This is a genomic window from Pantoea sp. UBA7232 (assembly GCF_002473195.1).
Taxonomy (GTDB): Bacteria; Pseudomonadota; Gammaproteobacteria; order Enterobacterales; family Enterobacteriaceae; genus Pantoea; species Pantoea eucrina.
Genome location: NZ_DKTK01000016.1, coordinates 25,032 through 39,361, shown reverse-complemented (window position 1 = coordinate 39,361; position 14,330 = coordinate 25,032). Strand labels below are relative to the sequence as shown.

The window sequence follows — 14,330 nt, the reverse complement described above, 5'->3', positions numbered from 1 at the left end:
GTAATAATTGCTATGGCTGGCCAGGGAAAAACCCGTTTTCACGGCTATGCTTTAATTTTCTCAACGCTGCGGACTGAGTTGATAGCAGACAGCCGGCGGCGTTGAGGATTTTTCGAATTCCAATACAGGGTAACATCATGAAATTACGTAGGAAGCGTGTAAAACCTATCGGGCTGGATGACGTCACCATTATCGATGACGCCCGCTTACGCAAGGCTATTACTGCGGCATCGCTGGGTAATGCGATGGAGTGGTTCGACTTTGGTGTCTATGGCTTTGTTGCCTATGCGCTGGGTAAAGTCTTTTTCCCGGATGCATCTCCGGGCGTGCAGATGATCGCGGCGCTGGGTACCTTTTCGGTTCCGTTCCTGATCCGTCCGCTGGGTGGTCTGTTTTTCGGCATGCTGGGCGATAAGTATGGCCGCCAGAAAATTCTCTCTATCACCATTGTTATTATGTCGATCAGTACCTTCTGTATCGGCCTGATCCCCTCTTACGCCTCTATCGGCATCTGGGCACCGATTCTGCTGCTGCTGGCCAAAATGGCCCAGGGCTTCTCGGTCGGCGGCGAGTATACCGGGGCATCGATTTTTGTCGCAGAGTACTCTCCGGACCGTAAACGCGGCTTTATGGGCAGCTGGCTCGACTTTGGTTCTATTGCCGGCTTTGTGCTGGGTGCAGGCGTCGTGGTGCTGCTCTCGACCATCATCGGGGAAGATAATTTCCTTGAGTGGGGCTGGCGCGTACCGTTCTTCCTGGCGCTGCCGCTGGGCCTGATTGGCCTCTATCTGCGCCATGCGCTGGAAGAGACCCCGGCTTTCCAGCAGCACGTTGATGGTCTGGAGCAGGGCGACCGTGACGGCCTGCGCGATGGCCCGAAAGTGTCGTTTAAAGAGATCGCCACCAAACACTGGAAAAGCCTGCTGGCCTGTATCGGTCTGGTGCTTGCCACCAACGTGACCTACTACATGCTGCTGACTTACATGCCGAGCTACCTGTCGCACAACCTGCACTACTCAGAAGATCATGGGGTGCTGATTATCATCGCCATCATGATGGGTATGCTGTTTGTACAGCCGATCATGGGCATGCTGAGCGACCGCTTCGGTCGTCGTCCATTTGTTATCCTCGGCAGTATTGCGCTGTTCTTCTGTGCGATCCCGGCGTTTACGCTGATTAACAGTAACGTACTCGGCCTGATTTTTGCCGGCCTGCTGCTGCTGGCGGTGATCCTCAACGCCTTTACCGGCGTGATGGCCTCGTCGCTGCCGGCGATGTTCCCGACGCATATTCGCTATAGCGCGCTGGCCAGCGCATTCAACATTTCGATTCTGGTTGCCGGTCTGACGCCGACCGTGACGGCCTGGGCAGTAGAAGCCAGCAACAACCTCTATATGCCTGCCTACTATCTGATGGTGGTTGCTGTCGTGGGTCTGATCACCGGTCTCTATATGAAAGAGACGGCGAACAAACCGCTGCGTGGCGCCACGCCTGCGGCATCTGACCTTGATGAAGCCCGTGAGATCCTGCAGGAGCATCACGACAATATCGAACAGAAGATTGAAGATATTGATGCCGAGATCGCACGCCTTGAGGCTAAACGCCGCAACCTGGTCGATCAGCATCCGGTTATTAAAGAGTAATATTCACCCGTCCCGCCGCCCGGCGGGACTTTTTTATCTCCCGTCTCCGCCTCTCAGCAGCACACATTCTTCATTACCCGACGTGAAAAAGAGTAAACTGTAGTCACTATTTTCATCCAAAAAAGTTGTGTGAACATGTCTGAATTTAATCTGATCCAGCGCCCGAGAAGGCTGCGTAAAAGCGCCTCTATGCGCGCAATGTTCCAGGAATCCGGCCTTAGCATCAACGATCTGGCGCTGCCGATTTTTGTTGAAGAAGAGGTGGATGACTATGTGCCGATCAACGCTATGCCAGGCGTGATGCGTATTCCGGAAAAACGTCTTGCGTATGAAATTGAGCGTATTGCCAAAGCGGGTATCCGCTCGGTAATGACCTTCGGTATTTCGCATCACACCGACGCCACCGGCAGCGATGCGTGGCAGGAGAATGGCCTGGTCGCGCGTATGGCGCGCATCTGTAAAGATACCGTGCCGGAAATGATCGTGATGTCCGACACCTGCTTCTGTGAATACACCAGCCACGGCCACTGCGGTGTGCTGTGCGATCACGGCGTGGATAATGACCAGACGCTGATCAATCTGGGCAGGCAGGCGGTGGTGGCCGCGCAGGCAGGTGCTGACTTCATCGCCCCTTCAGCGGCAATGGATGGTCAGGTTAAGGCGATTCGTCAGGCGCTGGATGGGGCGGGCTTTACGGATACGGCGATTATGTCCTACTCCACTAAGTTTGCCTCTTCGTTCTACGGCCCGTTCCGTGAGGCCGCTGGCACAGCGCTGAAAGGCGATCGCAAGACCTATCAGATGAACCCGATGAACCGGCGTGAAGCGATCCGCGAATCCCTGCTGGATGAAGCCGAAGGGGCGGATTCGCTGATGGTTAAACCTGCCGGCGCCTATCTCGACATTCTGCGTGATATTCGCGAACGCACCACGCTGCCGCTGGCTGCCTACCAGGTGAGCGGTGAATATGCGATGATCAAGTTCGCCGCGCAGGCGGGTGCAATTGACGAGCGTAATGTCGTACTGGAAAGCCTGGGCGCCATTAAGCGTGCCGGTGCCGACCTGATATTCAGCTACTTTGCGCTGGATCTCGCCGAGCAGAAAGTGCTCTGATAAGCACTCTTCAGCCTGGCGGTCGCTATCGCCGGGCTGCTGATTTACACAATAATCGTGAGCACGTGAACCGCTTTTTCTGATCGAAATTTAAATAAATAACGCTGCTTTTATTCTGTTATTTCCAGAAATAACGGTAAAGCATTTATATAAAAACAAGACCATTCTTGATATGGGAATATATTAATCAAAAGCAGAAAAATAATTTAGCATGCCGCTATTTTATGCCGTTTAATTAACCTTCATAATAACGAGTGAAGGGAAAACATCGGCATGAAGCAGAAATATAATCAGCAAGTTATCGCCATAATAAAAGAGTGGATCACCGATAATCTGGAGCAGCGCCTGAGCATCGACGATATTGCACAGAAATCAGGATATTCGAAATGGTATCTGCAGAAATTATTTGCCCGCTATTATAGTGAAACGCTGGCGCGTTATATTCGCCGGAAAAAACTGACCCACTGTATTGCCGATCTTAAATACAGCGACACGCCGATTATTCGCCTGGCGCTGAAATACCATTTTGAAAGCCAGCAGTCGCTGACCCGTTCGTTTAAGCAGACGCTGGGTTGCACGCCGCTGCAGTGCCGCAGGCGCAGGTTGAGTCACGAAGCGGAAGCGCATATCCGCAACAGTGACGACCCCTGTGCGATTTGCCGGCGTATGGAGGGTAAACCGGGCTCTCCGGATGAAGACCCGCTGTGATCGGCCGGCAACACGCTTCGCGCCGGCCGCAGAGAAGCGCAATCGCTTTTATGCCACTGGCTTACCCGGCAGCATCACGGCTGACATGATCTGCCGGCAGCGCAGCGCCTCCTGACGCGCCTGCTGCTGCTGCGGCAAGGCCAGATCCTGCCACACCTGCTGCAGATGGGTTGCCAGGCCAGGCTGGAAGCGGATTTTCTGCAGCGCGTAATCGGAGTTACCACCTTCAATAATCTGTTGCATCGCCTGCGGGCTGTTATCGCGCCCGTCGTGGGTCAGCGTACAGAATACAGCAATATAATAAGCTTTATCTTCATCATCATAATGTGGCATCAGCCACCATACGGCTGCGCTCAGCAAAATCAGCACCGGCAGCAGAAATTTCATTTTTAACATAGTGTCACAGGATCGGCGGAGTAAAAAACCTGGCGATAATAGCAGATTAGCGGCCCGGCTACCCGCCCGCGTGAGCCATCCGCGCCGGTTTCTGCGGATTCTCTTAAAGTTGTTGTTTTACGGTTTATTGATTGAGCAACTTCCCGCCCTTTGTTAATTTTAAAACTTCATTTCGCGCCGCTCAGGGTGCATTCAGGACGTTGCCACAGGGCCAGTTTTTTTGCCTGCATAAAAACTGCGATAGCTGACGGCCTGCGACAGGAAAAAGCATGAACAAAAATAACGTTAAAACGCATCTGGTCTCGCTGGGTCTGCGGGCAGAGAAGATGCTGACGCGGCGTAAACAGCTGGCAAGCTATAATCCGCGCGATGAGCAGGATATCGATATGTGCAGCCAGCCCGCCACCGGCACGCCGATCCCGCAGCAGATCTGGATGTACTGGGAGAGCGAAACGCTGCCCGCTGAAGTGCAGATTTTTGTGGATAAAATTGTCCGGGAAAACCCGGGTTACCAGATGACGGTGATTAACAATCGCAATCTCGCCCACTATCTGCCGGACCTGCAGTTTACGCATCCCGATATGCGTCCGTCGCACAAAAGCGATGTTATCCGCCTGGAGCTGCTTTACCGCTATGGCGGCATCTGGATGGATGCCACCATTATCCTCAACCGTACGCTGGATGCGCTGCTGGCCGTTAATGCCGATCCGCGTTACGACCTGATTGCGTTTTATCGTGCCGGTTCAACGCACGATATGGCTTATCCGGTGATTGAGTCGTGGTTTCTTGCGGCTCCGGCGAACAATGCCTTTATTGGCCGCTGGCTGCACTATTTCCGCCCGATTGTGACGCTGGGGGCGGAGGCTTTCTTCCGGCAGCTGCTGGCGCAGCCTGACTATGACACCCTGGTGCAGGGGATTACGCCACCCGACTATCTGGTGGTCTATCTGGCGCAGCAGCAGGCGCTGCGCGAAAGCAATCATTACAATCTTTATCTGCGCAAGTGCGAAGCCAGCGCGCTGCTTTATCAAAGCCTGAGCGAGTGGCGTCCGGTCCGGCTGAGCCGCATGCTGATGGTCGATCGTCTGCCTGAGGTGCTGCCGCCGTTAACCAAACTCACCGGCTTCGATCGCAAATATCTCGCCACCAACCTGAAATATGGCGTGGTCAACCGCGACAGCCTGCTGGGACAGCTGCTGCTGAGCCGCCGGTAATGCTCAGAGCGCCTGGGCGCAGGCCCAGGCGGAACTCCACGCCCACTGGAAATTGTAGCCCCCCAGCCAGCCGGTCACGTCCGCAACTTCACCAATGAAATAGAGGCCCGGCACATCGCGCGCCTCCATGGTTTTTGAAGAGAGCTGGGTGGTATCGACGCCTCCCAGCGTGACCTCTGCGGTGCGATAACCTTCGGTGCCGTTTGGCTGTACCCGCCACTGGTGCAGTAACTGCGCCAGTTCAGCCTGCTGTTTGCTGTTGAGCTGCTTCAGGGTGACATCCGGAATCGAATTCATCGCCTGCAGAACCTCCACCAGCCGCTTCGGCAGGATCTTCGCCAAGCTGTTTTTCAGGCTGAGATTGGGATGTGCGCTGCGCTGCTCATCAAGGTAGTCGTTCAGCGCCAGCGCCGGCAGCAGGTTGACGCTGATAAACTCGCCTGGCTGCCAGTAGCTGGAGATCTGCAGCACTGCCGGACCAGAGAGACCGCGATGGGTAAACAGCATCGCCTCCTTAAACAGCGTGCCATCCTGCGCTTCGATGGTGGCCGGCAGCGCAACGCCCGACAGGGTGCTGAGCTGCTCCAGCAGCGGCTTATGCAGCGTAAACGGCACCAGTCCGGCGCGGGTCGGATAGACGCGCAGACCAAACTGCTCCGCCACTTTGTAACCAAACGGCGACGCGCCCAGTCCCGGCATCGACAGCCCGCCGCTGGCGATCACCAGCTTCTCTGCCCATACCTCTGCGCCATTAAGCTGCAGCCGGTATCCCCCGTTGTCACGCTCCGTGCTCAGCACTTCGCTGCGCAGCCGCAGCGTCACCGCACCCGCTTCACACTCTTTCAGCAGCATATCGACAATCTGCTGCGCGGAGTCATCACAGAACAGCTGACCCAGCGTTTTTTCATGCCACGCGATGCCGTACCGGCTGACCAGATCGATAAAATCCCACTGGGTGTAACGCGCCAGTGCAGATTTGCAGAAGTGCGGATTGTGCGACAGGTAGGCCGCCGGCTCGGTATACAGATTGGTAAAGTTGCAGCGGCCACCGCCTGACATCAGAATCTTACGGCCCGCTTTTTTGCCGTTATCCAGCAGCAGTACGCGGCGCCCGCGCTGTCCCGCCTGCGCTGCACAGAACATCCCGGCAGCACCTGCCCCTATTACGATAACGTCAAACTTTTCCACTGCGATGTCCACCTGATTACGAAAGGCGCTGATTGTAGTGATCTGCGGCTTTTTGCGCCACCTTCAAAAAAATGCCGTAAATATGTCATAATGTAACTGTTTCATTTTTCGGCTCTTTTACCTTGTTTTGTCCTCTGAGTTACCAATTTAAGACAAAAAAAGGCTATATTTCTCTTTCCCATACAGTGCGTTGTCGCAGATAATGCGCCGCGTTCATGTCCTCCAAAATGGCGTAACGTTTATGCTACATCTGTTTGCTGGTCTTGACCTGAGTACCGGCCTGTTATTGGTTCTTGCCCTGCTGTTTGTATTGTTTTATGAGGCAATCAACGGCTTCCACGACACCGCCAACGCGGTCGCTACCGTCATCTACACCCGTGCGATGCGGGCGCAGCTGGCAGTGGTGATGGCAGGTGTGTTCAACTTTTTTGGCGTGCTGCTCGGCGGTCTGAGCGTGGCCTACGCCATCGTACATATGCTTCCTACCGACCTGCTCCTGAATGTCGGTTCGGCGCACGGCCTCGCCATGGTCTTTTCCATGCTGCTGGCTGCCATTATCTGGAACCTCGGCACCTGGTATCTGGGCCTGCCGGCCTCCAGCTCCCATACGCTGATTGGCGCCATTATCGGTATTGGTCTCACCAATGCGCTGATGACCGGCACCTCTGTAGTGGATGCGCTTAATCTGCCAAAAGTGATCAATATCTTTCTGTCGCTGATCCTGTCACCGATTATCGGATTGATCATCGCCGGCGGCCTGATTTTCCTGCTGCGCCGCTACTGGAGCAGTACGAAGAAACGCGCGCGTATTCATATGACCCCCGCTGACCGTGAAAAGATCGATGGCAAGAAAAAGCCGCCGTTCTGGACGCGCATCGCGCTGATTGTTTCGGCCATCGGTGTCAGCTATTCACACGGCGCTAACGACGGACAGAAAGGCATTGGTCTGATCATGCTGGTGCTGATTGGCGTGGCGCCGGCAGGTTTTGTCGTGAATATGAACGCTTCCGGTTATGACATCACCCGCACGCGCGATGCGGTTAATCATCTGGAGCAGTATTACCGCCAGCACGGCGATTCGCTGACGCACATTGTGCAGATGGCACCGCCTGCGCTGCCGACGCCGGAAGAAGTTCCGAGCGGCCCGCAGGAGTTCCACTGTGACAGCGCCCGTGCGCTGGAGGCTATCGGCCGGGCCCAGGGCCTGCTGAACAATCTGCAGAGCTACGATCAGCTCTCTGTCGATCAGCGCAGCCAGATGCGTCGTCTGCTGCTGTGCATCTCTGACACGGCGGATAAGGCGGCCAAGCTGCCGGAAACCGGTGCGGATGATAAGCGCTTCCTCAGTAAGCTGAAGGGCGATTTGCTTGGCACCATCGAGTATGCTCCGGTCTGGATTATCGTGGCCGTGGCGCTGGCGCTGGGTATCGGCACCATGATTGGCTGGCGACGTGTGGCAACCACCATCGGTGAAAAAATCGGTAAGAAAGGCATGACCTATGCGCAGGGTATGTCAGCGCAGGTGACCGCCGCCGTATCGATTGGCGTGGCAAGCTATACCGGTATGCCGGTTTCAACCACGCATATCCTCTCCTCCTCTGTGGCCGGCACCATGCTGGTTGACGGTGGCGGACTGCAGAGTCGCACCATTAAAAATATCGCCATGGCGTGGATCTTCACGCTGCCGGTCTGTATTTTGCTCTCGGGCGGACTCTACTGGATTGCGCTGCATCTGATTTGATACCGCACTATTCCGGCAAAAGGGCGACAGCAGTGTCGCCCTTTTTTATTGCCTGCGCGCGGAATAACGGTGTCGCTTTACTGCCAGATCGCCATCGCCACCAGGCTCACCACGACCAAAAAACAGAGCCCGCTGGTCAGTACAAACTGACTGCGCACCCGTTCACAGCGGCGGATAAACTCATCGTCATGATGGTCAAGATAGCGCTTTAACCAGATATAGCGCACCAGCCGCACCTGTTTACCCGGCTGGCCGTGAGACGTAAAAAAGCCGGCACCGTCAACATACTGGTACAACAGCGGATCGCAGCCGCGCAATACGTAGAGCAGCGCACGCAGGGAAGAGAAGTAGCGCGCCATATTCACCAGACAAACCACACAAAGAGCCCAAAAAAGCGCGATAGTGCTGATCATATTTCCCCCTTCTGGCTGGTACCGCAATGACGTGATATGCAGCGGGGAAGTGCTGCAGACGCCCTGTGGAAAATAAGCCAGCCATTGATAAGCAGATTGGCGTTGTTGTTTTACAGATCTGCGCCTCGCCACCAGAGAAAAGTGGCACGCAATTTCAGTGTAGAATATCTGCTCAAACTTTTTCCAGCGACGCGCTTCGTCAATATATGCATAACCCCCTGCTCAGTGGATCGTTATCACGCTCAGGCGCAGCGGTGCAGCATTTGCCGGTGACAGTGGCTATACTCAGCAGATAACAACAGATCCTGCAGTTTCATTGAGTCACCGGCGCATCATCGCCGCTTCGCGCTAAGGAAAACGCCCGCCGTGGTTTGCGGGAGGGTAGCCCCCCAGAATATTGAGAAAGGAGTTTTATCATGGCCTATAAACATATCCTGATTGCAGTCGATCTCTCTCCGGAAAGCCAGCTGCTGGTGGATAAAGCGGTATCGCTGGCGCGTCCTTATGATGCCAAAATCTCGCTGATCCACGTTGACGTTAACTATTCCGATCTCTATACCGGCCTGATTGACGTAAATCTCGGCGATATGCAGAAGCGCATTTCAGAGGAGACGCACAGCGCCCTGAAAGCCCTCTCCGTCAGCGCAGGCTATCCGGTTGGCGAAACGCTGAGCGGCAGCGGCGATCTGGGCCAGGTGCTGGTGGATGCTATCCGGAAATATGATGTGGATCTGGTGGTCTGCGGACATCACCAGGATTTCTGGAGCAAGCTGATGTCATCCGCGCGTCAGCTGATCAATACCGTGCATATCGATATGCTGATTGTGCCGCTGCGCGACGCAGAAGAAGAATAAAAAAACAGGCCGGGATAACCGGCCTGTTTTATATCTGACGCCCTGCTCTGCCGCTTCAGGTTAGCGGCGGATAGATATCAAAGCGGTGACTTTTTGTTACCACGGCAGACTGTGTCACCACGCCTGCCAGCGGCGGTGCGTAATCAGGACGCTTGACCACGATACGCTTTTTCGCCAGACGCCGCGCAGGCTCCAGCAGCGCATCGGCATCCTCATCAGCCCCCACCAGCGACTGAAATACGCGCATCTCTTTTTTTACCATCGCACTTTTCTGCCGGTGCGGATACATGGGGTCGAGATAGACCACATCCGGCGCGGGCGCGATATCGCTCAGCGCCTGCTGGCTCGCCACGTGCAGCAGCGTCAGCCGCTCGCGCAGCCAGCCGCCGATTTCGCTGTCGGCGTAGCCACGCTGCAGGCCATCCTCAAGCAGCGCGGCGACCACCGGGTGGCGCTCCAGCATCCGCACCCGGCACCCCAGCGCGGCAAGCACAAACGCATCGCGTCCGAGACCGGCCGTTGCGTCGACCACATCCGGCAGATAGCCGCCTTTGATGCCCACGGCTTTGGCCACCGCTTCGCCGCGTCCGCCGCCAAATTTGCGCCGGTGCGCCATGGCACCGGAGACAAAATCGACAAAAATACCGCCCAGCTTAGGCTCATCGCGCTTGCGCAGCTCAAGATGCGCAGACGTGAGCACCAGCGCCAGCGGCGCGTTCTCATCCTGCTCAAGGCCCCAGCGCGTTGCCAGCTGTAATAAGGCGCCGTCTCCGGCGCCTGTTTCATCCACTAAACCGATTTTCACAAGCCGGTTTATCCCTGGATGCCGTAGCTTTTCAGCATGGCATCAAGCTGCGGCTCGCGGCCGCGGAAGCGTTTGAACAGCTCCATTGGCTCTTCAGCACCGCCGCGCGTCAGGATATTGTCAAGGAACGCCTGGCCGGTTTCGCGATTGAAAATGCCCTCATCGCTGAGGCGCGCCCACGCATCTGCTGCCAGCACATCGGCCCATAAATAGCTGTAGTAACCGGCGGCATATCCGCCTGCAAAGATATGGCTGAACGCATGCGGGAAGCGTCCCCACTGCGGCGATTCCACAACGGCAACCTGCTTCTTGACGGCATGCAGGGTATCCATAACCTTCGGCCCCTGCTGCGGGTCAAAACCTGTGTGAAGCTGCAGATCGAACAGGCCGAATTCAAGCTGACGCAGGATAAACAGCGCCGCATGGTAATTCTTCGCTTTCAGCATTTTTTCCAGCAGCTCGTCCGGCAGGGATGAACCGGTTTGGTAGTGACCGGAGATAAAATCCAGCGCATCCGGTTCCCAGCACCAGTTTTCCATAAACTGGCTCGGCAGTTCGACCGCATCCCACGGTACGCCGTTGATACCCGATATTCCCGGGACTTCAACCTGCGTCAGCATGTGATGCAGACCATGGCCAAATTCGTGGAACAGCGTGATAACTTCGTCGTGCGTAAACAGGGCAGGCTTATCCGACAGCGGCTGGCTGAAATTACAGGTCAGATAGGCGATAGGCTTCTGCAGGCTGCCGTCCGCCTTGCGCATTTTATCAACGCAATTATCCATCCAGGCACCACCGCGCTTATGCTCGCGCGCGTAGAGATCGAGATAGAAACTGCCGCGCAGTTCGCCGCTTTCATCAAACAGGTCGAAGAAGCGGACATCATGATGGTAGATCTCAACGCCCTTGCGCTCTTTAACGTTGATGCCGTAGATACGTTTTACGACTTCAAACAGGCCTTTTAATACGCGGGCTTCCGGAAAATAGGGACGCAGCTGTTCATCACTGATCGCGAAGAGATGCTGCTTCTGCTTTTCACTAAAATAGGTGATATCCCAGGGCTGCATGTTATCAACCCCGTACACCTCTTTAGCGAACTCACGCAGCTGCGCCAGCTCCTGCTCAGCCTTTGGACGGGCGCGTTTTGCCAGATCGCCCAGGAAGTCGATGACCTGAGACGGGTTGTCGGCCATTTTGGTTACCAGCGACTTATCCGCGTAGGAGTCGTAGCCAAGCAGCTGGGCCAGCTCGTGGCGCAGCGCCAGCTGCTCTTCCATTATCGGGCCATTATCCCATTTGCCTGCGTTGGGTCCCTGATCGGAAGCGCGCGTAGCGTACGCACGGTACATCTCTTCACGCAGGGCGGCGTTGTCGCAATAGGTGATAATTGGCAGATAGCTCGGGATATCCAGCGTCAGCAGCCAGCCCTCCTGCTTGCGTAGCTTAGCCTGCGCCTCGGCAGCGGCAAGCGCATCTTCAGGTACACCCGCCAGCTCCGCTTTATCGGTGACAAGTTTGGTCCAGCCCATGGTCGCATCCAGCACATTGTTGCTATAGGCTGAGCCCAGCTCTGACAGGCGCGCCATAATTTTGCCATAGCGCCGCTGCTTGTCTCTTTCCAGCCCGATGCCTGACAGCTCGAAATCACGCAGGCTGTTATCAATAGCGCGCTGCTGCTCCGGGCTGAGTGCAGCAAAGCCTTCGCTTTGCTTCAGGCTGCGATACGCCTTGTAGAGGCCCTCATGCTGTCCAACCCAGGTAGAATATTCAGAAAGCAGCGGCAGCACTTTGTCGAAGGCGTCGCGCAGATCGGGGTTATTTTTTACCGCATTCAGATGGCTGACAGGTGAAAATACGCGGCTCAGACGATCGTCTGCTTCTGCAATAGGCTGAACCAGGCTCTCCCAGGTGTAAGGCGCTCCCCGCGTTACCGCACGATCTACCGTATCACGGCACTCTTCAAGAACCTGAGTCACGGCAGGCACCACATGCTCGGGTTTAATGGCGGTAAAAGGGGGCAGGGTAAAAGGGGTAAGTAATGGGTTAGTCATAAGCGCGATCCTTTCATCATGGAATTATGGGCGCGAATACTCGCGCTACGCAATTTTACTAAAATGCGGGCGCTGGACATTAAAATCAATGCCGTAAAATGGAATAGAAGTAGGAAAAAACGCTCAAAATTGCATTTCCAGGCGCGATCTGGCAGCAAATTAAGCGTGAGCCTGAATCGGCCTGTCACTATTTTGCCGTGCCCTGCCCGCTTTCCCGCGGCTGGCCCGATGCGTACTGCGCTGCCGCAGCGCCGGGGCGGAGGCCGCAAAAGCCCAGCAATTTCTGTACGGTCCGGCTATAATCGCGCCATATTCAATCGTCAACTCCTTTGATCCAACTGCGGACCCCCATCTTTTATGCTGAGTTATCGCCACAGTTTTCACGCCGGCAACCACGCCGACGTGCTGAAACACACCGTTGAAAGCCTGATCCTCACCGCGCTCATGGAGAAGGATAAGCCCTTTCTCTATCTGGATACGCACGCGGGTGCCGGACGCTACCAGCTGAGCAGCGCGCACGCCGAGCGCACGGGTGAATATCTGGAAGGCATCGCCCGCATCTGGCAGCAGCCTGACGCGCCTGCGCTGCTGAAACCCTATCTGAACGCGGTGCGTAACCTGAATCCCGGTGGCACCCTGCGCTACTATCCAGGTTCACCGCTGATCGCCCGTTACCTGCTGCGCGAAGAGGATAAGCTGCAGCTGACCGAACTGCACCCCAGCGACTATCCGCTACTACGCACCGAGTTCAGCAAAGATGCGCGCGCGCGCGTGGAACGCGGCGATGGCTATCAGCAGCTGAAGGCGAAACTGCCACCGCCGGCGCGGCGCGGCCTGATCCTGATCGATCCCCCTTATGAGATGAAAAGCGACTACCAGGATGTGGTGAAAGGGATTCAGGAAGGCTATAAGCGCTTTGCTACCGGTATCTATGCGCTCTGGTATCCGGTGGTAATGCGCCAGCAAATCAAACATATGCTGCGCGATCTGGAAGCTACCGATATCCGCAATATTCTGCAGATTGAGCTGGCGGTGCGTCCGGACAGCGACCAGCGCGGCATGACCGCCTCCGGCATGATCGTCATTAATCCGCCGTGGAAACTCAAAGCGCAGATGGAAGAGCTGCTGCCGTGGCTGCATAAAACGCTGGTCCCTGCCGGCACCGGGCACTATAGCGTGACGCAGGTAGTACCAGAGTAACCGCCCGGCGCGTTAAATCTCCACAACAGCAAAATCGTGTGCCAGTTCGGTTGCCGCAAACACCGACTGGCACTCCGCCAGCAGCTTGTCCCGATCTGCAGAGAGATAGCGCGAGCTGAAGTGCGTCGCGATCATACGCTTAACCCCCGCCTGCTGCGCCACGGCTGCCGCCTGCACCGTCGTTGAGTGACCGCGCCCGTTGGCCTTCTCCGCCATTGCTGCCTCAAGCGTGGTTTCATGCACCATGACATCGGCGTTGGCCGCCAGCGCCAGCGCGGCGTCGGTCGGCGCGGTATCGCCAAATATTGCCAGCACCTTACCTGGCGTCGCGGGCCCCAGATAGTCTGCGCCGTTAATTTCGCGCCCATCCTCCAGCCGGATAACTTTTCCCTGCTTTAGATCCTGATACCAGGGGCCGCGCGGCACGCCCTCTGCTTTAAGCCGTGCGGCATCCAGAAATCCGGGCTTATCATGCTGCTCAATGCGGTAGCCGTAGCACTCTACGACATGATTCATCGGATAAGCGGTCACCCGGAACTCGCCGTTATCCAGTACCAGACCCGCCTCAATCTCCACGATTTCCAGCGGATAAGTGGTCCATGAACTGCTCAGGCTCAGCGCGTTTTCAACAAATGCCTTCAGCCCCTCAGGGCCATACAGCGTCAGCGGATCGAGCATGCCCGCCATCGAGCGGCTGGTAAGCAGGCCCGGCAGGCCAAAAATGTGATCGCCATGCAGATGCGTAATGAAAATCTTCTCCAGTTTGCCGGGGCGAAGCGCCGAGCGCATAAACTGATGCTGCGTCGCCTCACCGCAGTCAAACAGCCAGGTGTCGCCACGCTTTGAGAGCGTCAGGGCGATCGCGCTGACATTGCGCTGTAAACTGGGCGCGCCCGCGCCGGTGCCTAAAAAAGTCAGATGCATAATAGCCTTACCTGTAAGCGAAACCTGGATTTCACTCTATCATAATCATAGGCGGGACCTTTGCGCCGCTCCGCCAGGTA

At 56.1% G+C, this 14,330-nt stretch carries 13 protein-coding genes; 7 read left to right on the top strand and 6 right to left on the bottom strand.

Going from position 1 to position 14,330, the window contains the following annotated elements:
- Positions 1–137: 137 nt before the first annotated feature.
- The 3 genes from proP (at position 138) to B4056_RS13700 (ending at position 3,464) form a co-directional block, all read left to right on the top strand.
- Entirely contained in the window at positions 138–1,643 is a 1,506-nt protein-coding gene (gene proP, locus B4056_RS13710; RefSeq protein WP_094111181.1) for a glycine betaine/L-proline transporter ProP, read from the top strand.
- A 135-nt stretch (positions 1,644–1,778) separates the two neighbouring features.
- The gene (hemB, locus tag B4056_RS13705) at positions 1,779–2,756 is read left to right on the top strand and encodes a porphobilinogen synthase (protein ID WP_039381009.1); all 978 of its coding nucleotides are present in this window, start codon (positions 1,779–1,781) and stop codon (positions 2,754–2,756) included.
- A gap of 273 nt (positions 2,757–3,029) precedes the next feature.
- On the top strand, positions 3,030–3,464 hold the full coding sequence (locus B4056_RS13700; RefSeq protein ID WP_052246457.1) for a helix-turn-helix domain-containing protein: 435 nt from the start codon (positions 3,030–3,032) through the stop codon (positions 3,462–3,464).
- 48 nt (positions 3,465–3,512) lie between these two features.
- Here the strand turns inward: B4056_RS13700 and B4056_RS13695 are convergent, their stop codons facing one another.
- Positions 3,513–3,860 (bottom strand): hypothetical protein, encoded by a 348-nt coding sequence (locus B4056_RS13695; RefSeq protein ID WP_039381011.1) that lies wholly within the window; start codon positions 3,858–3,860, stop codon positions 3,513–3,515.
- 269 nt (positions 3,861–4,129) lie between these two features.
- Here B4056_RS13695 and B4056_RS13690 point away from each other — a divergent pair, with 269 nt between their 5' ends.
- The gene (locus B4056_RS13690) at positions 4,130–5,074 is read left to right on the top strand and encodes a glycosyltransferase family 32 protein (RefSeq protein WP_094111179.1); all 945 of its coding nucleotides are present in this window, start codon (positions 4,130–4,132) and stop codon (positions 5,072–5,074) included.
- A 3-nt stretch (positions 5,075–5,077) separates the two neighbouring features.
- On the opposite strand, the gene B4056_RS13685 is transcribed toward B4056_RS13690, so the two are convergent.
- The gene (locus tag B4056_RS13685; RefSeq protein WP_071669272.1) at positions 5,078–6,262 is read right to left on the bottom strand and encodes an NAD(P)/FAD-dependent oxidoreductase; all 1,185 of its coding nucleotides are present in this window, start codon (positions 6,260–6,262) and stop codon (positions 5,078–5,080) included.
- Positions 6,263–6,503: 241 nt separating this feature from the next.
- Here B4056_RS13685 and pitA point away from each other — a divergent pair, with 241 nt between their 5' ends.
- The gene (gene pitA, locus B4056_RS13680) at positions 6,504–8,003 is read left to right on the top strand and encodes an inorganic phosphate transporter PitA (protein ID WP_094111178.1); all 1,500 of its coding nucleotides are present in this window, start codon (positions 6,504–6,506) and stop codon (positions 8,001–8,003) included.
- A gap of 77 nt (positions 8,004–8,080) precedes the next feature.
- Here the strand turns inward: pitA and uspB are convergent, their stop codons facing one another.
- Complete coding sequence (uspB, locus tag B4056_RS13675) at positions 8,081–8,416, bottom strand: universal stress protein UspB (RefSeq protein WP_039381017.1); 336 nt, start codon at positions 8,414–8,416, stop codon at positions 8,081–8,083.
- Between the two features lie 416 nt (positions 8,417–8,832).
- On the opposite strand from uspB, the gene uspA reads away from it, so the two are divergent.
- Positions 8,833–9,270, top strand: a complete 438-nt coding sequence (gene uspA / locus B4056_RS13670; protein ID WP_039381019.1) for a universal stress protein UspA — start codon at positions 8,833–8,835, stop codon at positions 9,268–9,270.
- A gap of 55 nt (positions 9,271–9,325) precedes the next feature.
- Here uspA and rsmJ read toward each other — a convergent pair whose 3' ends face one another.
- Both rsmJ and prlC read right to left on the bottom strand, forming a co-directional pair.
- Positions 9,326–10,075: a 16S rRNA (guanine(1516)-N(2))-methyltransferase RsmJ gene (gene rsmJ / locus B4056_RS13665; RefSeq protein ID WP_071669270.1), complete on the bottom strand. Its 750-nt coding sequence runs from the start codon at positions 10,073–10,075 to the stop codon at positions 9,326–9,328.
- 8 nt (positions 10,076–10,083) lie between these two features.
- Positions 10,084–12,126: an oligopeptidase A gene (gene prlC / locus B4056_RS13660; protein ID WP_288655019.1), complete on the bottom strand. Its 2,043-nt coding sequence runs from the start codon at positions 12,124–12,126 to the stop codon at positions 10,084–10,086.
- Positions 12,127–12,483: 357 nt separating this feature from the next.
- On the opposite strand from prlC, the gene B4056_RS13655 reads away from it, so the two are divergent.
- Positions 12,484–13,326 (top strand): 23S rRNA (adenine(2030)-N(6))-methyltransferase RlmJ, encoded by an 843-nt coding sequence (locus B4056_RS13655; RefSeq protein WP_288655017.1) that lies wholly within the window; start codon positions 12,484–12,486, stop codon positions 13,324–13,326.
- A 12-nt stretch (positions 13,327–13,338) separates the two neighbouring features.
- On the opposite strand, the gene rnz is transcribed toward B4056_RS13655, so the two are convergent.
- Entirely contained in the window at positions 13,339–14,250 is a 912-nt protein-coding gene (gene rnz / locus B4056_RS13650) for a ribonuclease Z (RefSeq protein ID WP_094112214.1), read from the bottom strand.
- Positions 14,251–14,330: the final 80 nt, after the last annotated feature.